25 protein-coding genes and 1 pseudogene are annotated in these 26,199 nt (G+C 40.5%); 12 read left to right on the forward strand and 14 right to left on the reverse strand.

Features of this window, described 5'->3' with window-relative positions:
• The first annotated feature begins 196 nt into the window (after window positions 1–196).
• A complete protein-coding gene (locus LCM09_RS18670) occupies window positions 197–805 on the forward strand; it encodes a histidine phosphatase family protein (protein WP_224884971.1) in 609 nt (202 codons plus the stop codon).
• A 46-nt stretch (window positions 806–851) separates the two neighbouring features.
• Here the strand turns inward: LCM09_RS18670 and LCM09_RS18675 are convergent, their stop codons facing one another.
• The 5 genes from LCM09_RS18675 to LCM09_RS18695 form a co-directional block, all read right to left on the reverse strand.
• A complete protein-coding gene (locus tag LCM09_RS18675; protein ID WP_224884973.1) occupies window positions 852–2,177 on the reverse strand; it encodes an alanine/glycine:cation symporter family protein in 1,326 nt (441 codons plus the stop codon).
• Window positions 2,178–2,263: 86 nt separating this feature from the next.
• Complete coding sequence (locus LCM09_RS18680) at window positions 2,264–3,457, reverse strand: MFS transporter (protein WP_224884975.1); 1,194 nt, start codon at window positions 3,455–3,457, stop codon at window positions 2,264–2,266.
• Window positions 3,447–3,881, reverse strand: a complete 435-nt coding sequence (locus LCM09_RS18685; protein WP_224884977.1) for a MarR family winged helix-turn-helix transcriptional regulator — start codon at window positions 3,879–3,881, stop codon at window positions 3,447–3,449. The genes LCM09_RS18680 and LCM09_RS18685 overlap by 11 nt, the downstream gene beginning before the upstream one ends.
• Window positions 3,882–4,131: 250 nt before the next feature.
• The gene (locus LCM09_RS18690; RefSeq protein ID WP_224884980.1) at window positions 4,132–5,667 is read right to left on the reverse strand and encodes an FAD-dependent oxidoreductase; all 1,536 of its coding nucleotides are present in this window, start codon (window positions 5,665–5,667) and stop codon (window positions 4,132–4,134) included.
• A 103-nt stretch (window positions 5,668–5,770) separates the two neighbouring features.
• Window positions 5,771–7,327, reverse strand: coding sequence for an ABC-F family ATP-binding cassette domain-containing protein (locus tag LCM09_RS18695; RefSeq protein ID WP_224884982.1), 1,557 nt, complete (start codon window positions 7,325–7,327; stop codon window positions 5,771–5,773).
• A gap of 266 nt (window positions 7,328–7,593) precedes the next feature.
• Between LCM09_RS18695 and LCM09_RS18700 the strand changes: the two genes are divergently transcribed.
• A complete protein-coding gene (locus LCM09_RS18700; protein ID WP_404800865.1) occupies window positions 7,594–8,760 on the forward strand; it encodes an endonuclease in 1,167 nt (388 codons plus the stop codon).
• Between the two features lie 45 nt (window positions 8,761–8,805).
• Here the strand turns inward: LCM09_RS18700 and LCM09_RS18705 are convergent, their stop codons facing one another.
• Window positions 8,806–9,696 carry a manganese catalase family protein gene (locus tag LCM09_RS18705; RefSeq protein ID WP_224884984.1) on the reverse strand — a complete coding sequence of 297 codons (891 nt, stop codon included), beginning with the start codon at window positions 9,694–9,696 and terminating at the stop codon, window positions 8,806–8,808.
• A gap of 20 nt (window positions 9,697–9,716) precedes the next feature.
• The gene (locus tag LCM09_RS18710; RefSeq protein ID WP_224884986.1) at window positions 9,717–9,932 is read right to left on the reverse strand and encodes a YuzF family protein; all 216 of its coding nucleotides are present in this window, start codon (window positions 9,930–9,932) and stop codon (window positions 9,717–9,719) included.
• Between the two features lie 268 nt (window positions 9,933–10,200).
• Between LCM09_RS18710 and LCM09_RS18715 the strand changes: the two genes are divergently transcribed.
• From LCM09_RS18715 to LCM09_RS18730, 4 genes are all read left to right on the forward strand, one after another.
• The gene (locus tag LCM09_RS18715; RefSeq protein ID WP_224884988.1) at window positions 10,201–11,568 is read left to right on the forward strand and encodes a sigma-54 interaction domain-containing protein; all 1,368 of its coding nucleotides are present in this window, start codon (window positions 10,201–10,203) and stop codon (window positions 11,566–11,568) included.
• A 111-nt stretch (window positions 11,569–11,679) separates the two neighbouring features.
• Complete coding sequence (locus LCM09_RS18720; RefSeq protein WP_224884990.1) at window positions 11,680–13,077, forward strand: YjiH family protein; 1,398 nt, start codon at window positions 11,680–11,682, stop codon at window positions 13,075–13,077.
• A gap of 22 nt (window positions 13,078–13,099) precedes the next feature.
• A complete protein-coding gene (locus tag LCM09_RS18725) occupies window positions 13,100–14,422 on the forward strand; it encodes an aspartate aminotransferase family protein (protein ID WP_224884992.1) in 1,323 nt (440 codons plus the stop codon).
• A gap of 172 nt (window positions 14,423–14,594) precedes the next feature.
• Complete coding sequence (locus tag LCM09_RS18730) at window positions 14,595–16,679, forward strand: HelD family protein (protein ID WP_224885144.1); 2,085 nt, start codon at window positions 14,595–14,597, stop codon at window positions 16,677–16,679.
• A 35-nt stretch (window positions 16,680–16,714) separates the two neighbouring features.
• Here the strand turns inward: LCM09_RS18730 and LCM09_RS18735 are convergent, their stop codons facing one another.
• Both LCM09_RS18735 and ytzI read right to left on the reverse strand, forming a co-directional pair.
• The gene (locus LCM09_RS18735) at window positions 16,715–16,906 is read right to left on the reverse strand and encodes a YwbE family protein (protein WP_224884994.1); all 192 of its coding nucleotides are present in this window, start codon (window positions 16,904–16,906) and stop codon (window positions 16,715–16,717) included.
• Entirely contained in the window at window positions 16,884–17,063 is a 180-nt protein-coding gene (gene ytzI, locus LCM09_RS18740) for a YtzI protein (RefSeq protein ID WP_224884996.1), read from the reverse strand. Before ytzI ends, LCM09_RS18735 begins: the two co-directional genes overlap by 23 nt.
• A gap of 334 nt (window positions 17,064–17,397) precedes the next feature.
• On the opposite strand from ytzI, the gene LCM09_RS18745 reads away from it, so the two are divergent.
• Window positions 17,398–18,249, forward strand: coding sequence for a YitT family protein (locus tag LCM09_RS18745; RefSeq protein WP_318246535.1), 852 nt, complete (start codon window positions 17,398–17,400; stop codon window positions 18,247–18,249).
• 40 nt (window positions 18,250–18,289) lie between these two features.
• Here LCM09_RS18745 and LCM09_RS18750 read toward each other — a convergent pair whose 3' ends face one another.
• Both LCM09_RS18750 and LCM09_RS18755 read right to left on the reverse strand, forming a co-directional pair.
• A complete protein-coding gene (locus LCM09_RS18750) occupies window positions 18,290–19,021 on the reverse strand; it encodes a TspO-related membrane protein (RefSeq protein ID WP_224884998.1) in 732 nt (243 codons plus the stop codon).
• A gap of 122 nt (window positions 19,022–19,143) precedes the next feature.
• Window positions 19,144–20,175, reverse strand: coding sequence for an NADP-dependent oxidoreductase (locus LCM09_RS18755; protein WP_224885000.1), 1,032 nt, complete (start codon window positions 20,173–20,175; stop codon window positions 19,144–19,146).
• 170 nt (window positions 20,176–20,345) lie between these two features.
• Between LCM09_RS18755 and LCM09_RS18760 the strand changes: the two genes are divergently transcribed.
• Window positions 20,346–21,050, forward strand: coding sequence for a YqjF family protein (locus LCM09_RS18760; protein ID WP_224885002.1), 705 nt, complete (start codon window positions 20,346–20,348; stop codon window positions 21,048–21,050).
• A gap of 39 nt (window positions 21,051–21,089) precedes the next feature.
• Here the strand turns inward: LCM09_RS18760 and rarD are convergent, their stop codons facing one another.
• Window positions 21,090–22,031, reverse strand: coding sequence for an EamA family transporter RarD (gene rarD, locus LCM09_RS18765; protein ID WP_224885003.1), 942 nt, complete (start codon window positions 22,029–22,031; stop codon window positions 21,090–21,092).
• 116 nt (window positions 22,032–22,147) lie between these two features.
• Here rarD and LCM09_RS18770 point away from each other — a divergent pair, with 116 nt between their 5' ends.
• Window positions 22,148–22,840 (forward strand): YybI family spore inner coat protein, encoded by a 693-nt coding sequence (locus tag LCM09_RS18770; protein ID WP_224885005.1) that lies wholly within the window; start codon window positions 22,148–22,150, stop codon window positions 22,838–22,840.
• Between the two features lie 34 nt (window positions 22,841–22,874).
• On the opposite strand, the gene LCM09_RS18775 is transcribed toward LCM09_RS18770, so the two are convergent.
• The gene (locus tag LCM09_RS18775) at window positions 22,875–23,000 is read right to left on the reverse strand and encodes a DUF2639 domain-containing protein (RefSeq protein WP_224885007.1); all 126 of its coding nucleotides are present in this window, start codon (window positions 22,998–23,000) and stop codon (window positions 22,875–22,877) included.
• A 189-nt stretch (window positions 23,001–23,189) separates the two neighbouring features.
• Here LCM09_RS18775 and LCM09_RS18780 point away from each other — a divergent pair, with 189 nt between their 5' ends.
• From LCM09_RS18780 to LCM09_RS18790, 3 genes are read left to right on the forward strand one after another with little or no spacing between them, the layout of a single operon-like run.
• Entirely contained in the window at window positions 23,190–23,555 is a 366-nt protein-coding gene (locus tag LCM09_RS18780; protein WP_224885009.1) for a DnaJ family domain-containing protein, read from the forward strand.
• Window positions 23,556–23,614: 59 nt separating this feature from the next.
• Window positions 23,615–24,559: an ATP-binding cassette domain-containing protein gene (locus LCM09_RS18785; protein ID WP_224885011.1), complete on the forward strand. Its 945-nt coding sequence runs from the start codon at window positions 23,615–23,617 to the stop codon at window positions 24,557–24,559.
• Window positions 24,560–24,563: 4 nt separating this feature from the next.
• Complete coding sequence (locus tag LCM09_RS18790) at window positions 24,564–25,352, forward strand: ABC transporter permease (protein WP_224885014.1); 789 nt, start codon at window positions 24,564–24,566, stop codon at window positions 25,350–25,352.
• A gap of 46 nt (window positions 25,353–25,398) precedes the next feature.
• Here the strand turns inward: LCM09_RS18790 and LCM09_RS18795 are convergent.
• A pseudogene (locus tag LCM09_RS18795) lies at window positions 25,399–26,152 on the reverse strand (class I SAM-dependent methyltransferase).
• Between the last annotated feature and the right edge of the window lie 47 nt (window positions 26,153–26,199).

A 26,199-nucleotide genomic window follows, 5' to 3' on the forward strand; every position in this document is an offset into this window, starting at 1 on the left:
GTGGCCCGTTTAAATTTGGAGGACGTTGGAGGCCGTGAGAATGAGACGATTTTTGTCTCAATCGAAAGGGCGAGAAGACCGAAAGATTTGGCACACTGAAGCTTTAGATAATATGAGCGCAAGTAAACCTGAATAGATCTGTAGGAGCTTAATAAAACACTATTGAAAGCATTTGTTAACTAGGAGGATTCGAAGAATGACGCGTATTTATCTCGTCAGACATGGAGAAAGTGAATGGAACGCAGCTGGTGATCTATATTGCGGTAGAACGGACATAGGATTATCTAATCTTGGCAGAAAGCAGGCAACCGATGCAGGAAACTTCTTAAGGAATGTGCGCTTTGATGCTGCCTATGCTTCTCCACTAATTAGAGCACGTGATACAGCAGAACTCATGCTCGGCGATCAAGATCTACCTGTTCAGTGTGATGAACGTATTTTTGAAGGTGATTTTGGAGAGTGGGAAGGGAGAGCGAAGAAAGACTTTATTGCTGAAGATCCAGATTCTTGGCATAGCTGGATGGCTAACCCTTGGGAAACGAGAGCTGGGAAAACAGGGGAAACGGCAAAGGAAATGTATGAGAGAGCATCGTCTTTCTTTAAAGAAATGGCTAAAAATCATCCTGACGATACGTTGCTTGTAGTCGCACATAATAATACGATCCGCTTCTTCCTAGCCGGTGTTCTTGGAATGCCATTCTCAAATTATCGTAAGATCTTTCAGGACAATACGGGAATAAATATATTAGATGTTACTGAAGAAGAGATTGTATTAAAAAGCTTAAATATGAATACACACCTATAAAACAAAGAAAGCTAACCTCCAATTAAGAGGTTAGCTTTCTTTTAAATTAAGCCTTAATTTCTTTATATGCTTTCTTCACGATTCCACTAAGTGCGACCAGAGCAATTAAGTTAGGAAGAACCATAAAAGCATTGAATGTATCGGCAAGCTGCCATACGAACGGTACGTTAAGGACAGTACCTGCGATAATGAAAAGAAGGACTAGTCCACGATAGATAGGTACCCCTCTATCACCGAATAAGAAGTTTACATTGGTCTCACCAAAGTATGCCCAGCCAAGGATGGTGGTAAAACTGAAGAACAGTAAACTGAATGCGATGAAGTATATACCAAAGTCTCCGAGTCCACTTGAAAAGCTAGCTTGGGTGAGTTCAATACCAGTTAGATTGGATCCTCCACCTTCAGTAACAAGAATGACGAGTGCAGTGACGGTACAGATAATGACCGTATCGATTAGGACACCAACCATCGCAACAAAACCCTGCTCGGCTGGGTGTTTAACTTCAGCGACAGCATGAGCATGTGGTGTAGAACCCATACCGGCCTCATTGGAGAACAATCCTCTCGCTACGCCATATCTTATTGCTTCTTTAATAGAAGCCCCAAGCACACCGCCCCCAGCTGATTCTGGTGTGAAAGCTGATTCAACGATTAGGGTTAATGCTGGAATGACCTGTTCGATGTTCATAATTAGAATGGTTATGGCTCCGATAATATAAAGGAGAGCCATTACAGGAACAACATTACCTGCAAATGTGGCAATTCGCTTAATTCCACCAAGAAGAATTAAACCAATAAGAACGGCTACGACAATTCCTATTACAATTGGTGGTATATGAAAAGCTGTATGAAAGGCATCAGCGATTGAGTTTGATTGCACCATGTTTCCAACAAAACCAAGGGCAGCAATGATAGCAACCGCGAAGAAAACAGCCAATTTCTTACTACCAAGTCCATCACGTATATAGTACGCAGGACCACCTTTTACAGTTCCGTTTTCTTTTTTGCGATATTTTTGCGCCAGAACGGCTTCTGCAAATATCGTTGCCATCCCTAAAAATGAGGAAATCCACATCCAAAAGATCGCACCCGGACCACCTGCAGCAATAGCTGTTGCGACACCGGCTAGATTTCCTGTACCAACTTGTGCTGCAATTGCTGTTGAAAGTGCCTGGAAGGAGGAGATGCCTTCTTTTTTCTGTTTTCTAGAAAATAGTGGGCCGAACGTCTGACGAAACCCTTCTTTAAGACCAGTGAATTGGATAAAACCAAGACGAATCGTGAAAAACAGGCCGGTACCTAAAAGAAGAGTGATCATGATCGGTCCCCATAAAATGGAATTAATCTCTTCAATTACTTGCATGGTTGTCATCTCTCTCTCAGAAAAAAATTCATTCCCCTATAATAGCTATTTTCCCCGAGTACTTCAACCCATTAAATCGTTATGGTAACTATTTCTTAATAATCTGGTTGAGATTGTAATTGTTTTGCTTTTGGTTGACGGTTCATCATCCACTGATAGAAGAATAGGATGCCAGCTACAAATATCGCTAGTGCTAAATATAGGTTTGAATATCCAAGAGAGGTTACGATCAGACCAAGGACATACGAACCGGTAGCTATTCCGATATCAAAAAGTGTGAAAAAGGTTGCTGTTGCATGAGCACTTCTTGATTCTGGAGCAGCTTGGATGGCAAGTGTTTGGAAGCTTGGAACGATCGAACCATATCCGAGACCGATAAGAGCACCTGCAACTAGAAGCATCCACGATGAACCTGTAAAGCTAAGTGTTAATAAACCAAGTGCATAGAACATGAAAGCAGGCTTTATGACTGTATTTGGTCCTAGCGTATCAAACATTCTTCCCGTAAAGGGTCTAGAAACGAGCATAGCGACAGCAAACACTGCGAAGAAGAAACCAGCAGCATCAAGTAATCCAATGGATTTAGCATAGAGTGAAATATAAGATATGACACTTGCATAAGAAAATGCTAGGAATAGACCTACGAGTGCGATTGGGAAAGCCCGTCGTTCGAATAAGTCATCAAGCGTGATACTTTTCTTTTTAATAGGTTCTTGAGGTTCAATCGTTTTGACCCAGACCGTACAAAGCATTCCAATAACCATGATTGCACTCAGAACGATGAAAATAGAAAGATAGGAAACGTATTGAAGCAGCGTAAGTGCAAGAAATGGACCTGCGACTACTGCTACATTCATACTCATCGCAAAATAGCCAAGCCCTTCACCACGTCGCTCTCGTGGAATAGAATCTGCAGCTATCGCACCCGCGGCTGTTGTTACTATGCTAAACCACATCCCGTGAAAAAAGCGCAGTAACAAGAGTGGGATATAGTGATCCGTTATTGGATAGAGAAATGTAGCGACGCCGAACATGGCTGCACTAATCACAAGCATTTTCTTCTTACCAAATCGGTCTATTAATCTACCAGAAAAAGGTCGAACAAAGATGGCAGACAATAGGAAAATTGTAAGGATCAAACCAGCTTGAGATTCTGTTCCGCCCATCGCATCCGTAACATAAATAGGAAGTAGAGTTAGCAGAGCGTAGAACACAACAAAAATGAATAGGTTGCTGACAAAGATATTGATAAAGCTTTTTGACCAAATGGGACGTTTATTAGTCGCCATATGATATCACTTCTTTCTGAAATTCAATTTTGTTTAACAAGTTCATGAACTGAACCTGTTCATCTTCAGTGAGGTGAGAAAGTAACGACTTTTCCAACTGAAAGATAGCGTTTTTAATAGCTGGAAGTTTACTTTCTGCATAATCAGTCAGATATACAATACGTTCTCGTTTGTCTTTTCCTTCAGAACGGCAAATCCAATGATTACTTTCCATACGTGCAAGTGTACGAGTAGTCGTAGGTGCTTCGACATTCAAGTATTGCCAAATGTCTGTTTGCTTCATTGGGCCGTATTGATCAAGACAATAAAGAATTGCCCATTGTGAGCTGTATAAGTTATATTCCTTTAGTTTTTCGTTAGCTTCTTTCGTTATTAAGCGAACCTTTTGATTTAGAGAATGAAAGATGTCGTTTGTTGAAATCATATAAGCCTCCGTTACACAATTACTTACCATGGTAAATAAAATCATAAGGTACAGTGTAACGTGTGAAGATGGGGAAGTAAAGGAAGCTGAACTTCACAGAAAATTCAATTGAAAAGAGAGGCAGAGAACGTGTCAATAACAATGGCTTTCCGCGAAATTTGCATTATTTCCGTGGAAATAGGCAGATATACTCGAAACGACTTTATGTGGATGAAAAAAGCCAGAGATAAGGTTATCTCTGGCGGTATTCCTATTCAAGTTCATCTGATAAATTTGTAAGCGGCCTGTCCGCTGGTCCTTCGACAACTTTACCGTCATAACCGAAACGAGATCCATGACACGGACAATCCCAAGTTCGGTCACCATCATTCCACTCGACTTCACAATAGAGATGAGTGCACGTGGTATCAACGAGGTGAACGGCCCCATCTGAATCTTTATACGCGCCAGCTCTTCTCCCGTTGATTCGAACCACAGCACCCTCATCATCTTGTAACTCTGAAATTTTCTTCTTAGGTATAGATAGCTTCCCTTTTACAAAATGGCCTGCAACATCGGCATTTTGTACCATGAATGTCTTGATGCTTGGATCTGCATAAAACCTGGATGGTGAAAATAACTCCTTATAAGGATTATCGTTTCCTAATACGTAATCTTTGAAAAGTAGGGCAGCAGCAGTACCATTTGTCATACCCCATTTGTGAAACCCAGTTGCGATCAAAACATTACTCTGTTTGTTCGTTACAGGCCCTATGTACGGAAGCTTATCAAGAGTATAAAAGTCCTCAGCAGACCATCTGTATGCAACTTCTTTGACCCCAAGCGTTTCTTCCGCAAAGAATTTAAGTGCTTTATAATGATCGCTCAATCTATTTCCTTGCCCTGTTTTATGACTTTCACCTCCAAAAAGCACTAACTTTTCACCGTTAAAGGTGTGGCTTCTTAGAGATCGTTTAGGGTCTTCAGCACTTAAGTACATTCCACCGGGAAAAGGTTCTTTTGTTGTAGCTGCTACTACATAAGATGCTTCTGCATACATCCGTGAGAAATAAAGAGCGTTGCCGTCATAGAAAGGGAAATGTGAGCACGCTAACACATGATTGCACGTAACAGTAGGACCGTTTTTTGTTACAACGACTGGCTTCGTACCTTGCTGAACATCGATCGCAACAGTTTGTTCATAAACGTGACCACCCATTTCAACGAATTTCTCGACAAGGGGTGTTAAATAAGCAACAGGATCAAACTGAGCCTGATTTCTCATTAAAATACCCGCATTAATTTTGAGATCAAGAGGCAAGCTGTTCACGAATTCACCATGTATACCAAGCTGCTGGTAAGCCCGCATTTCATTCGTTAATTTTCTAGCGTACTCTGGCGTCGTTGCATAAAGGTACGCTTCTTCTTCAGAGAACGAACATGATAGAGATGCCTTTTCAATCGTCTGTTTAATGAACTGTAGAGCTTCTGTATTTGCTTGATAGTATTGCTGTGCTTTTTCTTTTCCAAAATGATTAAGAAACTCATCGTAAATTAAGTCATGCTGAGCTGTGATCTTTGCTGTTGTATGACCGGTCGTTCCGTGTAATAACTGATTTGCCTCAAGAAGAACAACACGAATCCCTTCGTTTGCAAGAAGATAAGCAGACGTAATGCCCGCTATTCCTCCACCTACAACCACAACGTCTGCTTCAATATTTTCTTCAAGCGCTTGATAACGTGTGAGTGTTTTGTTTACCTGCCAGACAGGTTCTGGGGCATCTGGCAAATGCTTATTTGATTTCAATAGGATAACCTCCTTATAAGGATGAACCCTCCTATTTTTACCAAAAAAGAAAAATTGATTCTAAAAAAGACTTATCCCTTAACTAGGATAAGTCTCATTATATTTAGACTAATTTAGTTGTCCAATCTTCACAGTTCCATACATCCGTTGCGACATCTTGGTAGAATTCAGGTTCGTGGGAAATTAGAATGATGCTCCCTTTATATTCCTGTAATGCGCGTTTTAACTCTGCTTTCGCTTCAACGTCTAGGTGGTTAGTAGGCTCATCGAGTACGAGTAGATTCGTTTCATTATTTAACAATTTACAGAGGCGGACTTTGGCTTTTTCCCCTCCACTTAATACGTCTACCTTACTCTCGATGTGTTTTGTTGTTAATCCACATTTAGCTAAAGCTGCACGAATTTGTGCCTGACTGTAGTGAGGGAATTCCCTCCATACTTCTTCAATACATGTGTTGTTGGTTCTGGTTTTGATTTCTTGTTCGAAATAACCAATATAAAGGTAATCGCCTTTTTCTACTGAACCACTTATGGGCTTGATCTCACCAAGAATACTCCGTAATAGTGTTGTCTTACCAATACCATTTGCACCCATCAAAGCAATTTTCTGACCTCGTTCCATAGTCAGATTAAGAGGGCGAGAAAGAGGCTCATCATACCCAATGACAAGGTCGTTCGTTTCAAAAACTAACTTTCCTGATGCTCGAGCAGATTTGAATCTAAACTCAGGTTTAGGTTTCTCTTTAGATAGCTCGATCACATCCATCTTATCCAGTTTCTTTTGTCTAGACATCGCCATATTACGAGTTGCGACACGCGCTTTGTTTCGTGCAACGAAATCTTTCAGCTGAGAAATTTCCTGCTGTTGTTTTTTGTAGGCAGATTCCAACTGCTGTTTTCTCACTTCATAAACTTCACGGAAGTTATCGTAATCACCCACATACCTTGTAAGCTCTTGATTTTCCATGTGATAGATCAAGTTAATAACGCTGTTTACGAAAGGAATATCATGTGAAATCAGAATAAATGCATTCTCATATTCCTGTAAATATCTCCTTAACCAAACAATATGCTGTTCATCAAGATAGTTTGTCGGCTCATCGAGTAGAAGGATTTCGGGTTTCTCAAGGAGAAGCTTAGCAAGGAGTACTTTCGTTCTCTGTCCACCACTTAAATCTTGCACGTCTTTTTCGAGGCCGATTTCATCAAGACCAAGTCCACGAGCAATTTCTTCTACTTTGGCATCAATTACGTAAAAGTCATTGTTTGTAAGCATGTCCTGGAGTGTGCCGGTTTCTTCCATTAACTTTTCGAGTTCTTCAGGAGATGCTTCGCCCATTTTTGCGAAAAGCTCATTCATTTCTGTTTCGTAGTCAAAGAGATACTGAAACGCTCCCCTTAGCGCATCACGAATCGACATCCCTTTCTCTAAAACTGTATGTTGGTCAAGATAACCAACTCTTACGTTTTTTGACCACTCTATAGATCCCTCATCAGGCTCCAATTTACCAGTAATGATGTTCATGAAGGTAGACTTACCTTCGCCATTCGCGCCAACTAACCCAATATGTTCACCTTTTAGTAGTCGAAAAGAAACATCATCAAAAATTGCTCGGTCACCAAAGCCGTGAGTAAGGTTCTTCACGGTTAATATACTCATAGGAAAAACACCCTTTATTTTTGTTTAACAATCTTCATTGATTATATATGACAAAACTACTTGATGAAAGGCGAAGAGAGTCTAAAATCCTGGTAATTTATATAAATTGCCTTTTTCTAGTTCAAAAGTCATCCTTGTGACGTGTTTAGGTCTAAAGTATTGAAGAAATTAAGGAACATTTACATCGTGTTTCAGTCCTCTTAATAGTGTACGTTTATGCTAGAGTCAGCCGTCAAGAGGCTACTATATCGGGGGAGGAATTACGAATGAGCACTACGCGGAATCGTGTACTGGGGATTGTTGGATTGATGATCGCCTTATCACTAGTATTTTTGTACATGTCCATTACACCTTCAAATGCTAACGGATCGGGAACATCTTCATCACCTTATTCTGTAGCACAAGGCATTGTGAACCAAGGAGAAACAGGCGTAACGGTAGAAGGCTATATCGTTGGGAAACCTGAATCCACGTCTTCTGTTTCAACAAGCAACTTTCAGGATGATTATTCAATGGCTATCGCTGATCAAGCAGGGGAGTCTAATATGGATGACATGTTGTTTGTCCAAATCCCATCTCAGTTCAGAAGTCAATATGGGTTAAAGAGCAATCCTGGTTTAATGGGTGAAAAAATCAAAGTTTCTGGATCGTTGACTGATTATTTCGCTCACCCAGGTGAGAAGAGTGTCACTGCAATGGAATTGACAGGTAACGATGGGAGTGGTGGCTCCGGTGGATCTGGAGGAGAGTATGAAACATATTATAGCTCTGCTGAAGGAAAAACAGGTAGTGCTCTAAAATCAGAACTTCATATGATTATCGATGACCATACCGAACTTTCCTACAGTCAGGTTTGGGATGCTCTACGAGTAACTGATGAAGATCCAAACAATACGAATAATGTGATCTTGCTTTACAGTGGCTGGTCTAAGAGTAAATATGAGAACGGTGGAAATGTTGATGATTGGAACCGTGAACACGTATGGGCCAAGTCACATGGTGATTTTGGAACAGCAATGGGTCCTGGTACAGATATTCATCATTTGCGACCAACTGATGTAACGGTCAATGGTTCAAGAGGAAACCTTGACTTTGATAATGGTGGCTCTCCAAATTCAGAGGCACCAGGTAATTATTACGATAGTGATTCTTTTGAACCTCGCGACAGCGTAAAAGGTGATGTTGCGAGAATGATTTTCTACATGGCTGTTCGGTACGAAGGAGATAGTGGGGAAGTAGACCTTGAGGTAAACAACCAGGTAAGCAACGGATCTACTCCTTATATCGGTAAAGTATCAGTACTCAAAGCATGGCACGAAATGGATCCTGTAGACAATTTTGAAAGAAATCGAAATGACGTTATTTATAATCAATACCAGCACAATCGTAACCCCTTCATTGATCACCCTGAATGGGTTGAATCGATCTGGTAAGAACTAAAGCACCTGCCGTCTTCAAGGATGGCAGGTGCTTTAGTTTTATAGATTACGCATTAATCGTTTAGCGATTTCTTCATAGTGGTCCTTTGTAATGCCAGGTGCAAACTCTTCAGGTAAATCATCTAAATTAGGTATTTTAGCTCCTTGTGGTGCTCCTTCAAACACTTCTAAAGGCCTTCCGTTTTCAGGGTTTGTTCCTTTCCAAATTTGACGAATTCCTTGATATTCACCATCACTCCATGTGTAAAGAACATTGTTCAATCCGCGTTCTTCAAACTTCCTTGCATAGTCGAATTTTGAATTACTTAGGTTAGGAACCGGTAACATTTTAGTCAAATCAGTACCAGTTGCAATCTCGATCGCTTTTGCATAGGCGAGTACATGAGTGCCGCCTCGAACAAGTAAATAGCCAATCATTTCTCTTGCGGTAGGATGGTCGGTCATTTCATATACGCGCATCTTATGGGCTCTTGCCCCAATTTCAAGGAAGAAATTATGCATTAAATCGAGTACAAGGTTTCCGCTACTGAATACATAATCTCCCCGCCATGAGTTTCCCATGGAATCTGCACCTAGTGCTGTTTGAGCAGTTGCAACGAACTGTGCTGTATTTCTGGCATCCTTTCCGTTTTGGAGGGGGGTGATGTCAGGAGGTCCAGGGAAGGTGCTCCCCTTAGTCAATAAGTTGATCGATGTTGTGACGAGCTCCACGTGTCCAAATTCTTCTGCAGTAATACTTGCTACTAGGTCATAAAAGGGCTTTAATTTCTTCTTTTGTCGAAAACTAAACGATTGAAACATGTAATTGTTTAAGGTGGACATTTCTCCAAATCGTCCCCCAAGTAAATCTTGTACAGCTGCCGCCGCGTTAGCGTCGCCATGCTCAGGGATAGGAAGATCAATCAATTGTTTGTTAATACGCTTAAACATAATTGGCCTCCCGTCTTTTACTAGTTAGGAAACACCCAGACTATTTGTTGGATACGAATAAAGAAAGGAACTTGATTTACCTGTACTACAATATGATCAGGCATGACTGTACTCAGTACTCCGCGTAATGATCCTCTCGTCGTTTCCACAGTAACCATGCTGCCATTAATCGATTGAAGAGTTTCATACACATACGGATCAACAAGACTTGTGAGTGTTGGGTATTGTTCATTCACCTATTCCATCTCCCTCCTAACAAGGTCTACACTTTTCTAACTTACGCAAATGGGAGGTTGTCATAGTCGTTTTTAACAAAGAATTTATTAGGGAAACTACATGAAGATACAAGTCAAAATAAAAAGAGGATCGAACTTGAATGAATCATTCTGTGTTAAACTATATAATGTCAGACTATTCAAAAATGAATAGTTGTAGGTAGTGATATAGAATGGTATCAGAGCAATGGGGATGAAACTATTCAGATATGAATAACAGGAGGACACCATGGATAGTTGGAACGAATACAAAGCAATTTTTCATTCACTGCAAGATGATATTTTAGTAACAGATCCTGATGGTTTCATAGTTAAGGCGAGTGAGGGGACAGGAACTGTATACGGCGTAAAGACAAAGGATTTAATGGGAAGGTCCGTGTATGATCTTGAAAAAGAAGGTTTGTTCACCCCTCTAGCTACTCCTAAGGTAGTTCAGTCAAATAAACGTGTAACGTTTGTCCAGACAGGACCAAACGACCAAAAACTGCTCGTTACGGGCTTGCCTGTACATGATGAGAACGGAAAGCTCATTCGCATCGTTAGCTATTCTCACGATGTTACCGAACTGATGGAAATCAAAGCAGGGATGGAAGAAATGTCGGCAGAGATGGAGAGAGTTCGTAATGAGCTCAATTGGCTGAAGTCACAGCAGGATACAGTTGATGGCATTATCGGTCGAAGTGAAGACATAAGAAAATTAGTAGCGACAGCAAAGCAAATTTCCGGAGTAGATGTGAATGTACTTCTATTAGGAGAGTCAGGCGTAGGAAAGTCGGAGATGGCTCGTTTTATTCATAAACAGAGTGAGCGCAGGGACCATCCATTTATAGAGGTGAACTGCGGTGCTATTCCTGAATCGCTTTTTGAAGCAGAGCTTTTTGGTTATGAAGATGGTGCCTTTACTGGAGCGAGAAAAGGTGGACGAATGGGCCTAGCGGAGCTTGCCGAAGGAGGAACGCTGTTTCTGGATGAAGTCGGAGAGTTGTCTTTATCGAACCAGGTAAAAGTGTTAAAGCTTATTCAAGAAAAGAGATTCTATCGAGTAGGGGGAAGAAAGGAGATTCACTCAGATTTTCGACTTGTAAGTGCAACGAATCGAGATTTGGAGAAAGCAGTATCTGAGAAGTTATTTCGTGAAGATTTATACTTTCGACTTAATGTTGTGCCGATTACTCTTACGCCATTAAGGGATAGGAGAGAGGATATCATTCCACTGGTTCACAACTTCCTAAACAAATTTTGTCAGCAATACAATCGCAAGAGGGTTATGGATAAGAAGGTACTGCATGAATTAAGTCAACTCGATTGGAGAGGAAATGTGAGAGAATTAATGAATTTGATCGAGCGGGTTGTGGTCACGTCCAATACACCTATTATTCATCTAGATGACTTACCAGAACCGTATCGGTTGAAAGAGGATACCTATTCAGAAATGAATAATTTTAGTGAGAGCTTACAAGAATCATTAGAAAAAGTGGAAAAAAGGAAAATAGAAGAAGCAAAACGAAAATTTAGGACGACTACCAAAATGGCAGAAGCACTAGGGATCAGCCAGCCTAGTGTGGTGAGAAAGATGAAAAAATACAGAATAAACTGACAATTGGCACATATCTTGCATTAAAAAGAAGCAAAGGAGTAAATCTCTTCTTGCTTCTTTTTAATTATTATGCAAGAATTTGTATTAATATTAAATCGAGGAGCGTGACCAATGGAGGCGAAACAACAAAGCAAATATACGTTAGAAGGAGCAGGGAAAGGTGAGCTATCAAATCACCCTTTAAGTCATTACTTATGGTTTTTGATTCCATCTTTAATCGGCGTACTACTATTTCTTGTTCCAATACCTTTTAAAGGGAAGATTACGATCGGTGTTGGGATTATGGCTGAATCCATTCAAGCAAGCCTTGAGTCTGTGCTTCCTGGGCTAATGACAGCCGTATTAATTATTTCTGCTATTATTCCTATATTTACAAAATTATTTGAACCGAAATCTATTATGCTTCGCCCATTTCTTAAACAACTATTCTATGTGAATTGGTTCTGGGTAGCTACAAGAATGCTCGGTGCCCTTTTTGCAGTCATGACGCTATACAAATTTGGTCCTGAATTCGTCATTTCAGATGTTTCAGGCGGAACAATGCTTTATGCGCTTGTCCCAGTGCTTGCTGCCTGGTTCTTGTTTGCAGGTCTGTTGATGCCACTTCTTCTTGAATTTGGCTTGATGGACTTTATTGGTACATCACTTCAACGTGTGATGCGCCCATTATTTAAACTACCAGGACGTTCTTCAATCGATGCTCTTGCCTCTTGGATGGGAGCAGGTACGGTAGGTGTACTCATTACAACAAAACAATATGAAGAAGGATATTATACAAAGCGAGAAGCTGCTGTTATCGCCACAAACTTCTCGATCAACTCAATCGCGTTTAGTTTAGTAGTTATTAGTTTCATAGGACTTGAGGACATGTTCATTCCGTTTTACTCTACAGTCGTTGTGGCAGGACTGATTGCAGCAGTTGTCTGCCCAAGAATACCTCCATTATCAAGAAAAGAAGATACGTATTATGAAGTAACAGGTAAGCAAATTTCTGAAGATGTACCAGAAGGTGTATCTAATTACAGATGGGGCTTAGAAAAGGCATTAGAGAAGGCTTCTCATGTAAAAAGCGTAAAACAGGTTGCTCAACAGGGCGTGCATACCGTTCTAGATATTTACTTTGCACTTATTCCACTTGTAATGGCACTTGGAACAATTGCTTTGATCATTGCAGAATTCACGCCTTTCTTTACGTATTTAGCAATGCCAATCGTCCCAGTTCTTCAATGGATGCAAATTCCCGAAGCGGCAGCCGCGGCACCAGCGATGTTAGTTGGGTTTGCAGATATGTTCTTACCAGCTGTTATTGGGACTGGAATCGAGAGCGAACTTACTCGCTTTGTTATTGCAGCGGTATCGTTAACACAGCTTATCTACATGTCTGAAATCGGTATATTGCTAGTGAAATCAAAGATTCCTATCTCTGTTCTTGAACTAGCAATTATCTTTATACAAAGAACGATTATTACATTGCCAATCATCGTGGTAATGGCTCACTTTTTCTTTTAACTGACACCTTAAGGAGGACACTATGAATTCATCATTTGAAGAAAGATATAACCGAATGTCAGAACTATTAGCACCAAGCATGGCGAAAGATCATCCAAACCTTCCAGTAGTAAAGGAAGAAGGTTGCTACTATTATGGTGCTGATGGAACGAAATATTTAGATTTCACGTCAGGAATTGCTGTAGCAAATACAGGGCACCGTCATCCAAAGGTTGTCGAGGCGATTAAAAAAGGCGCAGATTCCCTCATGCACGGCCCATCAGGCGTCATTATGTATGACTCGATTTTGGATCTAGCTGAGCGTCTTGGTGGCATCATGCCGCCAAACCTTGATTGCTTTTTCTTCGCCAACAGCGGTACAGAGGCAATTGAAGGCGCGCTAAAGTTAGCAAAATATGTGACGAAGCGCCAATACGTCGTCTCATTTACAGGATGCTTTCACGGACGTTCTCTTGGTGCGTTAGGTGTAAGTACATCTAAAAGTAAATACCGTAAGTTTCTACAACCAAATGGATTAACGTATCAACTTCCATTCGCAGATGCTAAGGCTTGCCCACAAGACCAAAACCCTGCAGAATATTGCGTGGCTGAACTTGAAAAGGACGTAGAGCGTCTATTTGATCATCAAGTTACACCAGAAGAGGTAGCATGTATGATCGTTGAACCGATCCTAGGGGAAGGTGGATATATTATTCCACCGAAAGAATGGCTACAAAAAGTTCGAGAAATCTGTGACCGTCATGGCATCCTCCTTATCTTTGATGAAGTTCAGACTGGATTTGGAAGAACAGGTGACTGGTTCGCGGCCCAAACATTTGATGTAACACCCGATATTATGGCGATCGCAAAAGGAATAGCTTCCGGTATGCCACTTAGTGCGACCGTTGCGTCGAAAGAATTGATGAGCCAGTGGCCGATGGGAACCCATGGAACAACGTTCGGTGGAAATCCGATCGCATGTGAAGCGGCATTAGCGACGCTTGATGTGATAGAAGAAGAGAACCTTCTAGAAAATTCAAGAGATATGGGAGCATATGCTCTTGAAGGGTTGGCTAAGATTAAATCTAGACATTCTGTCATCGGCGAAGTTCGAGGCGTAGGTCTTATGATTGGAATTGAAATCATCGATCCCAAAACAAGTGCTCCAGATGGAGATGGGATGATGCGGATCCTAGATTTATCGTTAGAAAAAGGTGTGCTGTTCTATCTTTGCGGAAAACATCAAGAAGTGATTCGAATGATACCACCGCTCATCGTTTCAAAAGAACAGATCGATGAAGGGTTACGAGTGTTTGAAGAAGCAGTTCATGAATTCGAAAAAGAAAGCCATCTTGTGAGCGTTTAAAAGAAGAGGCTCTTGTCGGTGTTTGCGGCAAGAGCTTTTTTATGAGGATGAGACGAATTTAAAATTTTCCGAAAACATACTGTTGTTTGGACGTATTTGTGATAATATAAGATTTCTGTCTCTACTATCGAGATAAATATCTCTAAAGGAGGTAACTGAATTGGATGAACGAATTCAAAGTGCCTATCGTGAAGAGAAGCAGCAACTCAGCCAAATCGCTGCGGAGATTAATAAACAAAGAGAGAAACTTAAACAGTATCCGAAATATTCTGGTGATGATGTTACTGAACAAGTCCTTGAAAGTATTCGTGAACAGAACCGCTCGTCACTACAGATTGCAGCAAAAGAACCTTATTTTGCTCGGATGGATTTTCAAGAAGACAGCAAAGATTCCAAAGCTTACTACATAGGTAAGGTAGGCGTTGCTGATAATGAAACGCAGGAAACGCTAGTAGTAGATTGGAGAGCACCTGTAGCAAGCATGTTTTATTCATTTACTGGTGGGGAGGAAGAAGCGTACTACCAATCCCCAGATGGCGTCGTAGAAGGTAATATCGAGTTGAAGAGAAATATCGTAATACGCGATCAAACGCTTCAACGAGTTGTCGACTCTTATGTCGAAGGTAGCGAGGATCTCTCGGGTTCAGACGAGTATTTGCTGTACCGATTAAGTGAGACGAAAGATAACAAGCTACGAGATATCGTTTCAACGATACAAGCTAAACAAAATGATATTATACGAGCTGAACGAACGACCCCTCTCATTATTCAGGGGGTGGCCGGTAGTGGGAAAACAACGGTTGCTCTTCATAGACTCGCTTATCTCCTCTACGAATATCGTGAAACGATCACTGCGGACCGCATGATCATCTTTGCACCGAACCGCATGTTTCTTGACTATATTTCTGGTGTGCTTCCTGAGCTTGGAGTAGGAGGAATACAGCAAGCTACCTTTGCAGACTGGGTCATTCAAAAACTAGATGACAAGGTATCGCTAGACGATTCAAACTTACAGATCACGAAATGGTTCAGTGATGAAGGAGAACGGCCATCTTTCGATGAGAGTGAAGGCAGATTAAAAGGATCGATTCACTTTAAGGAGTGGATTGACGATTCACTTCGATTATTCTCAGAATCTATTGGTAATCCTGGCGAGTTCGTCGCATGGGAGGGAGCGTTCATTTCTTCTGATAAGATTACGACTTGGATGAATGATCTCTCTGTGTATCCCGTCGGAAAAAAACGTGAGATGTTGATGAACCGCATCAAACTTTGGATAAAAGACGAAGTGAAGAAAATAGAGGGAAGTCACCTTCAAAAAGAATATCGTAAAGTTGCAAATAAAGAACTGACAGAATACTTTAAGCAATGGCCAAAGCACACCGCATTTTCATTCTACAAAATGTTGTTTCAAAACAAGTCAGTAGGTACGGAAGATGCGAGTGTATTACCGAATGAAATAGTTAAGCACACACAGAAGAGGTTAAGAAAAAAGATGGTCTCATCTGAAGACCTTGCACCTCTGTTATATTTACAGTTCATGATGTTTGGAATAAATGATGACGATAAGATTCAGCATGCAGTTATAGATGAAGCGCAGGATTTCTCGCCATTTCAAATCGCATTGCTACAGAAAGTGAATCGCAGCCAGTCCTTTACAATACTCGGTGATTTAGCACAAGGTATTCATGGATATCAGGGGATTCATAATTGGAGTGAATTTAGGGATCTGTTTCAGGGAAGAGAACTTTATATGGAACTTGAACAAAGCTATCGATCAACTGTTGAAATCATAGAGTATGCAAACAACATCATTTCTCATGCGAACGTACCTGTAGAGTCTGCAACCCCAGTGTTTCGAAGTGGTAAAAGCGTGAAGGAGCATCACATCAGCGATGAGCGGATACCACAGTTACTTGAAACGGCTAAAGAGATGGAAGAACGCGGGATGAAGACAATTGCGATTGTCGGTAGGACAGCGCATGAATGTCAGCTTCTTTTCAACGAAATTGAAAAGGAAAACATTGAAGCAAATTTGATCACAGTAGATGATCGCTCATACTCAGGTGGGATTTCGATTACACCGATCTACCTCACAAAGGGATTAGAATTCGATGCGGTTATATTAGCTGATGTCTCAGAAACGTTCTACAAAGATAACGCGCAGGATGCGAAATTGTTGTACGTAGGGTGCACGCGAGCACTTCATGAACTTACCGTCTTTTATAGCGGAAAAAAATCACCATTAATAAAGTAAAAGAAAGAGAGCAGGTAAAAACTGCTCTCTTACTTCTATAGTATGCTTTTAACCCTGCCGACCTGTCCATCTTCAAGACGAACCTTTATCCCGTGCGGATGTGTAGGAGATTTCGTTAGGATATCTTTTACGATGCCTTTCGTTACCTTCCCTGTGCGTTGGTCTTTCTTTAATACGATTTCAACTTGTTTACCTGGTTCAATGTTACTTCTGTTCTGTCCGTTCATTTATTGATTCCTCCTCTTCATGAGAATACTTTTTATCTTCAGGGAGCGGATCCACTGTATGTTTGACGCTATATCCTTTGGAAACAGCCAGACCGAAGGCAGCCGCAATAATGATCGTCATGATGACTACCAGAATAATGATCGATGTGATGACCAAGGGAAAGCTCCTTTCGTGTCTTTTGCCTCTACTTTACCACGATTAAATCGTGAAAGGTAGAATTAGTAAAAGAACGCAAGTGAAATTACAGGTGTTAAACAAACGTTTGATTGAAAAAATAGAGAAGGTAAAATTTGTAGATTTAGTTAGATAATTTTGAATATATATGCTAATTTTTGTCGAAACACATAAATATTATAGTAATAAGTACCTATTTTAAAACTGGAAACGCTTGCTTATTAAATCTTAGGTTTAAGCTGTTTACAAACCTATGAATCCCTATTATAATCCCGATTGTGCTTATGAAACGAAAACAAAACAACGGGAGGGATACATGATGCTTCATCACATCAAAACATATCTGCTTATCACTCTGGGGGCGCTCGGTGTAGCTACCCACGTACATTTTTTCCTTTCTCCAAACAGTCTTGCAACAGGGGGAGTCAGCGGTTTGTCGATCTTGATGAATCATATGGTCCCAAACTTGTCTGTCGGTATGTTCATGATCATCTTAAACGCAGTGCTTTTGTTAGTTGGAATTCTGTTTCTCGGTCCTAAATTTGGAGTTAAAACGATCTATTCAAGCTTTGCTTTATCGTTAGCTGTTTGGTTGTTCGAACGATTTATCCCAGTTACTCAGCCATTTAGTCAGGATATTCTCATTCAATTAATTATTGGACAGTGTATTGCAGCTGCAGGGATGGGACTTGTTTTTCATCAAAAAGCATCTACAGGTGGTACTGATATCATCGCAATGATTTTAAACAAATATTTTTCGTTCGAAGTTGGTAAAGGTGTATTGATCTCAGACATTTCGATCGCAATGCTTTCCATTTTCTTGTTTGGTCCTGAAATTGGTATGTATGCCATCTTTGGTGTTATTCTGAATGGATTTGTGATCGATTATACAATTCAAACCTTTGAGGCAAAGAAAGAAATTGTTATTATCAGCAAAGAGAGCGAAGAAATCCGTACGTTCATCGTTAATGAAATAGGTAAAGGCGCAACTATTCATACAGCTCGTGGTGCATTTACTTCGGATGAAAAAGAAGTAATCACAACGATTCTTGGAAGAAAAGATCTGCTTAAGCTGAAGAAGTATGTAGGTAATGTTGATCGTAAGGCATTCATTACGGTGCATAGTATGAAAGAAATACTTGGACAAGACTTTAAATCACTCGCATAAGATAGAACAATCCCCTTTCCGATATGGAAAGGGGATTGTTTTATTTCTTGATTTTCTTCACCAAGTAAATCAAAGTCATGAGTGCAATGATGATTGAAAGACAATAAGCGGTAAAAACGACTACCTGTACGTCACCGTCCTTGTTTTGAACCCCGATTCCAATCAGTGCCCATACGATCACTAGTGGATACACCCAGTCGTTTTCGTTGAACAAGAAATAAAGAGCGAGTACAGTTGCTACGATCATTAGTAGGATGGTCCAAAAAGAGGCTGAGAGACCAAAACCATTCCAATCGATATATGTTAAAAAGTAACTTATATTCGCAATGGTAGCAACGCTGATCCATCCTAAATATACAGAAAAAGGTAAGAGATCGAAAAACGAAGCATCTGCCTCTTTGGCTTTCATATAAAGACGCATGAGCGTTAAGAGTAATAAAATCATGACGATTACAGAAGCACCAAAATACTCGTAATGCCACATGAAGATCCAAAGGCTATTCAAAAGGGAGCTTAAAACAAACAGACTACTTGTTTCTTGATAAACAGGGAGGTTTCTTCGATTTTTAGGAAATTGACGAAGGATCCATAATCCTAGTAGTAGATAGATAAGACTCCAGATGCTGAATACATAACCTGCAGGTGTGAACAAGACGTTGAGTTTATTTGATATTTCTCCTGTTGTTTGTCCGTTGAGCGGTATGATGTTTGCAAGTGCATTCACCGTAATGACGAGTATGTAAGCAATAACGTTAAGGAGTAATTTTCCCATTGTTGGCCCCCTAAGAAAAATAGATTATTGGTAAATACTATTCCTCTTTGTATGGACAGATAACCATCGTGTTAGGTTAAGAAGCAAAAAAAGCCCGCTCTTTAGGTGAGCGGGCACTTTCTTTAGTTATGAGGAAGTACTGCAATGTCTGGATCTGCGACTTTCACAATTTGTTTCCCAAGGTTTTTACCTTCGAATAGTCCAAGGAACGCATCAGGGATGCGATTGAATCCTTCAACGATTGTTTCTTCGTATGTGAGCTGTCCTTCTTTTAACCATTTACCGAGGGATTCTGCACCTTCTTGATAGCGGTCTGCATAATCAGCCACAACGAATCCTTTCATGAGCGCACTTGATTTGATTAGCTTTGTTTGTACGCGAGGTCCGAGATCTTGTTCTTTCTTATTATAAGAAGAAATGGCTCCACATACAGGAATACGTGCAAATTTGTTTAATAAGCTGATCGCTGCATCACCAATCTCACCACCGACGTTTTCGTAATAAACATCGATGCCGTCAGGACAAGCTTCCTTGAGTGATTTATAGACGTTTGAAGTTTTGTAATTGATGCCTTCATCAAAGCCTAACGTATTGGTAATATAATCTACTTTCTCGTCTGAACCGGCGATCCCTACAACTCGGCAGCCTTTAATCTTAGCAATTTGCCCTACGACAGAACCTACTGCTCCAGCTGCACCAGAAACAACGACTGTTTCCCCTTCTTTTGGCTGACCAATGTCTAGTAAGCCGAAGTAAGCAGTAAGACCAGGCATACCTAGCACACCTAGGTGTGTACTTACAGGAGCAGCTTCTGGGTCGACTTTACGGATATCTTTGTCTGCTGCAACTGAATATTCCTGCCAGCCCAAATGTCCGATAACAACATCGCCCTCTTTAAAGCTATCTGATTTGGATTCGATTACTTCTGCAATCACGCCGCCATTAATCGCTTCATCAATCTGAAACGGTGCAATGTATGACTTTGCACTCGTCATTCTTCCTCTCATATATGGATCTACTGATAGGTAAAGCGTTTTAAGAAGTACTTCTCCTTTCTCGGGTGATGGTATAGCTGTTTCTACAAAGTTAAAATTCTCATCTGTAGGCATTCCTTCAGGTCGTTTAGCCAGTTGAATTTGTTGTTGTTTTGCCATTAATAATCCCTCCATGTATTGATGAATGGTCATTCATTATTTCTAATTGAACGTTATCACATTGACGGATCGTTATACAAAGTTTTTGCTCTTTATTTATTCTGACCTACTATCAATGGAAAGGGTAATGAAACATGGGGTAAGCTAGTGAGTAGTAGGAGGGAAACCTTATGAATCATAGTAAAAGTTGGATAATGAAGCAAACGTGGCGCGATTTACTCTTTTTACATTGGCCTGTCGAACCATCATTGGTAAAGTCACTACTGCCTAAAGAGTTGGGTGTAGATACATTTGATGGTGAAGCATGGATTGGGATCGTACCGTTTGAAATGAGTGGGATACGGTTCAGAGGTTTGCCATCTGTTCCATTTGCTTCTAATCTACGAGAACTAAACGTCAGAACGTATGTGAAATACGGAAATCAAAGGGGCGTGTTCTTTTTTAGCCTGGATGCTAGTCATGATTTAGGAGTTTTAATTGCGAGATCATTCTTTCACCTTCCTTACTATCGAGCTAAACAAACTATGTTTCAGCAGAATGGTGAGTTTCACTTTAGTAGTGTTCGTACCCATCGTGGTGCAAAGCAAAGTCACTTTCAAATCAGATATGAACCGGTAAGTGAACCTTATGAATCCAAAAGAGGACATCTTGATTTCTGGTTATCGGAACGGGAATGCTTATTTATCGTTCATAAAGGAAAGGTGTTTCAAGGCGATATAAAGCATGAGAGATGGCCACTTCAAAAAGCAGCCTTCACCATCCTAGAAGATACTCTTTCTGATGACTATTTCTTTAAAAAAGAGAAAACAATCGCTCATTACTCAAAGTCAGTTACGACCCGTCTCTGGCCATTTAGGCAGGTATCTAAACAGTAAAAAGCCCCCGGAAGCTACCTAAGCTTATTGGGGGTTTCTTTATGACGATCCATAAGAATGTTTTTGATGAAATGGCTCCAATCGACGAAATAGTTTCGTTTTTGAAAGTGTAAAGATTAGAAGCGCGACCCATATGAGTGAGAAGCTGATTGCGTGAACAGTTGTAAAGGATTCTCCATATAGAAAAACTCCTTGAATCAGCATAAGAGTAGGCGCGATGTATTGAAGGAAGCCAATCAGTGAAAGGGAGATGCGGTTGGCCCCTGTAGCAAATAACAATAGGGGTATGGCAGTAACGATACCAGCACCAAACAGTAAGAGCATTACTGTAGCATCACTCGCATAAATTGCTTCAGACATACTATTTGTTGTGGAAGCGAGGTAGATGATTGCAAAAGGTGTAATCAACATCGTTTCGATTGCGAGTCCTATCATTGCTCCTAATTTCGCCGTTTTCTTAAGTAGTCCATAAAGACCGAAGCTCATTGCAAGGATTAAAGATACCCATGGGATTTCTCCGAATTGAAACACGAGATTCAAGACGCCAATAGTAGCAAGGAGGACGGAAATGAACTGCCAGAATGTTAGTCGTTCTTTTAGAAAAAGGATACCAAGAAGAACACTAATAAGAGGATTTATGTAGTATCCAAGGCTCGTTTGAATCACATGATCATTGTTAACAGCCCAAATAAATGCGAACCAATTTATTGTTATGAAAAGAGAAGCAAACGTGATCGATACGGCTTTTTTTGGTTGTTTGGATAGGTGGATGAGTTCTCTCCAAAAGGAAGAGCCCTTTCTTAAAATAAGCAAAATCCCTATCATAAACACAAACGACCAGATAATCCGATGTGCCAGCACGGCTTCAGAGGGCACTTCTGAAACAAGTTTCCAATACAAAGGGAGTATTCCCCATAGAAGGTATGCTCCAGCTCCACTTGCAATCCCTATAGCATGTTCTTTATGAAAATCAGACTTCATAGTTCCCCTCATTTCTCCTTATTTATCTGATTTAGTTTATATCTATTTACACCGTATTACAACGAAAAGAAACTGGCTTTTCAACATATATATTAAGTTGATAAGGGGGGAGAAGTTTGAATAGAGAACGGAAATTGATTGATCAACAGGTTGGAGATGTAACAGGAGATGGAATTCCAGATGTGGTGAGTTTGACGGGCACGAATCCTTTTCCAGATACACCGCTAGTCGATCAGGTTGTGCTTACGATTAAAGATGGAAGGGATCATAATGAGGTTTCATTCGCATTACCTGGGAGTAGTGGGTATAACCCAACACTGTACCTCGGGCGATTTACGTCACAGAATGTGAAAGAAATCCTTGTTAGGACTGATTCTGGCGGAAGTGGGGGCATTACGTATGATTTTCTATATTCCTATGATCAGCAAAATCTGAGGTTGCTTTTTGATAATGAGAGTTTCACAAATGCTTTTACCTATACAGTAAAATATTTAGACTACTATCAGGCAGAAATACGAAATGAGACGCTTAATAAAACGTATATTGTGAGTTTATTGTATAAAGGAGAGGAGTATTTATCAGAGATTTACAATTCAGATGGAAAGTTAAAGGAACCGATTAGCGGATACGTGAATGCGCCAGGCGGCGTATATCCAATCGATTATCAACGTGATGGAATAGATGAGCTGCTCGTTTATCAACGAGTTGTTGGAAGGTATAATGCGGACGGACTAGGGGTTCTGTCCACCCCGCTCCAATGGCGGAGTGATGGTTTTGTGCCTATGTATCAAACCCTTTGTATTTATTGATTATGTAAAACGGGGGAAAGCCCCCGTTTTTGTCTTATTGTTGCTCTAGAAGACTTCTAAGAACGTGTTTTTTGTACTTCTCGATCTTACGTCCTTCGATGTAACGTACATCTTGCTTTTTAAGTTCTTCTACGTACCAACCTTTGCTATCGATATGCATGTGAAACATCCTTTCTCTATATCGTATTCGTATAAGGAGTTTTCTTGAAATCCCAACCGTTGACTATGGTAACATCATCACTTTTATCTGAAAAGGGATATTTACAAATTAATAAGAGAAATTTTTTTGCCCATATGTCATGACAAATCAACGTAAAAACTGGATAATAATTTAAAGGAGGAATGGATCTTGGATATAGCCTGGCTTATAGCGGAGGATAAAATAAAAACTGCTATAAAGAACGGAGATTTCAATGATCTCCCCGGAAAAGGAAAACCACAGAAACTAGAAGATTTGTCTAGCATTCCTGAAGAATTGCGAATCGCTTATAAAGTATTAAAGAACAGTGGTTATCTTCCTCTAGAAACTGAGTTGAGGAAAGAGCTTTTCACTCTAAAAGAACTTCTAGAGTCTTGCAACGACGAAGAAGACAACGTTCAGATTAAAAGAAAGATATCTGCAAAACAACTAAAGTACGATCAACTTATGAAAGAAAGATTATCTACGCAAGCGCCTAATTATCACGAAAAAGTAAAAACAAAACTAACACGATGAACACTTATCAAAACTGGTTGATAAGTGTATTTTTTTACCTGTAGAAGGGGGATTGAAAGATGGATGGTTCGATCAAAGTGAAAAATCTCACAAAAACATATAAAGGCGATGTCAAAGCAGTACAAGGAGTTAGCTTTGAAGTAGAAGAGGGTGAGTTTTTTGCATTTCTTGGTCCAAATGGTGCTGGAAAATCCACGACTGTCCAAATCCTTACAACGTTGGTCAAACCAACAGAGGGAGAAATTTTTGTTGGTGGGATCAACGTTAAAGATAACCCTGAGGGTGTGAGGCGAAACATCGGAGTGGCGCTTCAAGAAACAGGAATCGATTCAGTTCTGACTGGTCGTGAACTGATCGAAATGCAAGCAAGGTTATTTGGTTTTTCAAAAAAAGAAGCGAAGACGCGAGCAGTTGAATTATTAGAACTAGTGGATTTAACAGGCGATGCTGACCGACCTTCTGGAAAGTATTCAGGAGGTATGAGGAGAAGGTTAGATCTTGCTATGACATTAGTGCATAACCCGAAAGTCCTATTCTTGGATGAACCTACGACCGGATTAGATCCTATGAATCGTAAAGCGATTTGGAAAGAGATTAAGCGGTTGAATAGAGAAGAAGGAACAACGATTTTCCTCACAACGCAATACCTCGAAGAAGCAGATCAATTAGCAGATCGCATCAGTATCATCAACCAGGGAAGAATCGTTGCTGAAGGTAGTGCTGAGGAATTGAAAAGAACGCTTGGTTTTGATGCCATACAGTTAACCTTTGAAACAACAGAAGAAGCTGAACAGGCAAGTAAGGTTCTATATGGGATAGGTGAGAATATGGAGCATTCAAAAGAAGAAGTGACGATTTATACAGAGAATGGAACGCAGTTTCTCCCTGAACTTGTAAGAAACTTAGATGAGCAACACCTTTCACCGAAAACGATCAATGTAAAGCCCCCTTCTCTTGATGACGTATTTATTAATGTCACGAATGAGGAAAAGGAAAGGGTGTGAGAATATGAGTGATAAAAAGAACTATTTCTTTGTTGATACGTTGATTCACTCGAAAAGAAGTATCATTACGATACTTAGGAATCCTTTTATCTTTATTCCTAACTTGATCATTAGTCTTTTCTTCTTATTGGTTTATGAAGGCGGGTTAAGTGGCATCTCACAGCTTCCAGCATTTGAAGGGGCGAACTACTTAGCGTTTATACTACCTGTGTCGATCGTTTCAGCAGCGATTGGAGGTGCAGGAGGTGCTGGTCAGGCGTTAGTAAATGATCTTGAAACAGGATATTTCTCTAGGCTGTTGTTAACACCTTCTTCCCGTCTAGCCATCGTTCTTGGTCCTATTATTGCGGGGATGCTTCAATTATTGATTCAAACGATTCTTATTCTAATCATCGCATATCTTCTAGGACTTGAAGTGGCAGCAGGATTTGGTGGGATCCTCGTCGTCTTATTATTAACGCTAGGATGGGGGCTTGCTTTTGCGGGGTACTCTGTAGGAATAGCTTTACGAACAAAAAATGCGCAGTCGGCACAGGCAGGTACGTTTATATTCTTTCCACTTATCTTCTTGAGCACGACGTTTGTGCCATATGAGTTAATTGAAGCTGGGTGGTTAAAAGTAGCGACGGTCATCAATCCTACAACATACTTATTTGAAGCGATGCGTTCTGTATTTATAGACGGTTGGGAATTTTGGCCACTTGCAAAAGGTTTTCTTGTCATTGCCTTACTATGCGCTGTGACAATTACGTTTTCGGCAGTCAGTGCCTCAAAAGCAGTTAGTGCAGATTAACTATGAACCCGCAACTAGCGGAACCCGCAACTAGCGGGTTCTTTTTTTAGACTTTCGCTTTGATGATGAATCGATGAGAAGGAATATCGAGATACCCCTCGACACTTATCTTACGATGAAGGGTATGAAGAGCGTCATGATAGCGTTCTATTGAGAAATCTGGGATTTGCCACGGAATCGCTTTGAGGTAATAGACGAGTGCACCAATATCATAGAAGCGCGTAGTTGGATGTGCTTCCTTCTTAAAGGTCACATGGAACCCGGCTTCTTCTAATTCTTTTACCGCATAATCGAGATTCCAATGTTTAAATTCAGTTTCAAGGGATGCGCCAAGAAGTCGGTTGAGCTCAAGCATGTCAGTTCCTCCAACCTGTTGAGTTATGAACTGTCCATCTTCAGTTAGGATTCTTTTTAGTTCGGGCGGTGAGTAAGACTCATGTTTATTCATGATAAAGTCAAACTGATCATCTGAGAAGGGAAGGCTATGGTCATCCTCAAAGGAATGGACAGTCACGCCGAGTGGTTCTAATCGTTCCTTAGATTGGAACGTTAGGCGGATATCCTTCTGTAGCAGCAAGTTGTTCTGGAAAGGGTTGAAGCTTCTCTAAGAATTCGCCGCCACCTGTCCCCATGTCGAGTAAACTTCTCGCACTCTTAAATAAGGGGAGGATTTCTGAAGTGTAGCACCATGGCAGAAGCTCAGTATGAATACGTCCGGTATCTGTAATATAAGAGAAATCCCAACCTGAGAAGGGTTTTTCACTTTCAGATAAATAAAAGTCCAATAAATCTATCGTCATCTTATACCTCCTATATTTTTCCTCTGTTTCATTGTAGCAGAGTATAC

It is taken from the genome of Guptibacillus algicola (assembly GCF_020171805.1).
Classification (GTDB): domain Bacteria; phylum Bacillota; class Bacilli; order Bacillales; family Guptibacillaceae; genus Guptibacillus; species Guptibacillus algicola.

Coding starts and splice junctions, on each gene's coding strand:
- LCM09_RS18670 (WP_224884971.1), top strand. CDS start 197: ATGACGCGTATTTATCTCGTCAGACATGGAGAAAGTGAATGGAACGCA.
- rarD (WP_224885003.1), bottom strand. CDS start 22,031: ATGAAGTCTGATTTTCATAAAGAACATGCTATAGGGATTGCAAGTGGA.
- LCM09_RS18725 (WP_224884992.1), top strand. CDS start 13,100: ATGAATTCATCATTTGAAGAAAGATATAACCGAATGTCAGAACTATTA.
- LCM09_RS18785 (WP_224885011.1), top strand. CDS start 23,615: ATGGATGGTTCGATCAAAGTGAAAAATCTCACAAAAACATATAAAGGC.
- LCM09_RS18745 (WP_318246535.1), top strand. CDS start 17,398: ATGATGCTTCATCACATCAAAACATATCTGCTTATCACTCTGGGGGCG.
- LCM09_RS18685 (WP_224884977.1), bottom strand. CDS start 3,881: ATGATTTCAACAAACGACATCTTTCATTCTCTAAATCAAAAGGTTCGC.
- LCM09_RS18680 (WP_224884975.1), bottom strand. CDS start 3,457: ATGGCGACTAATAAACGTCCCATTTGGTCAAAAAGCTTTATCAATATC.
- LCM09_RS18735 (WP_224884994.1), bottom strand. CDS start 16,906: ATGAACGGACAGAACAGAAGTAACATTGAACCAGGTAAACAAGTTGAA.
- LCM09_RS18775 (WP_224885007.1), bottom strand. CDS start 23,000: ATGCATATCGATAGCAAAGGTTGGTACGTAGAAGAACTTAAAAAGCAA.
- LCM09_RS18715 (WP_224884988.1), top strand. CDS start 10,201: ATGGATAGTTGGAACGAATACAAAGCAATTTTTCATTCACTGCAAGAT.
- LCM09_RS18675 (WP_224884973.1), bottom strand. CDS start 2,177: ATGACAACCATGCAAGTAATTGAAGAGATTAATTCCATTTTATGGGGA.
- LCM09_RS18700 (WP_404800865.1), top strand. CDS start 7,594: ATGAGCACTACGCGGAATCGTGTACTGGGGATTGTTGGATTGATGATC.
- LCM09_RS18755 (WP_224885000.1), bottom strand. CDS start 20,175: ATGGCAAAACAACAACAAATTCAACTGGCTAAACGACCTGAAGGAATG.
- LCM09_RS18695 (WP_224884982.1), bottom strand. CDS start 7,327: ATGAGTATATTAACCGTGAAGAACCTTACTCACGGCTTTGGTGACCGA.
- LCM09_RS18760 (WP_224885002.1), top strand. CDS start 20,346: ATGAATCATAGTAAAAGTTGGATAATGAAGCAAACGTGGCGCGATTTA.
- LCM09_RS18705 (WP_224884984.1), bottom strand. CDS start 9,696: ATGTTTAAGCGTATTAACAAACAATTGATTGATCTTCCTATCCCTGAG.
- LCM09_RS18750 (WP_224884998.1), bottom strand. CDS start 19,021: ATGGGAAAATTACTCCTTAACGTTATTGCTTACATACTCGTCATTACG.
- LCM09_RS18790 (WP_224885014.1), top strand. CDS start 24,564: ATGAGTGATAAAAAGAACTATTTCTTTGTTGATACGTTGATTCACTCG.
- LCM09_RS18720 (WP_224884990.1), top strand. CDS start 11,680: ATGGAGGCGAAACAACAAAGCAAATATACGTTAGAAGGAGCAGGGAAA.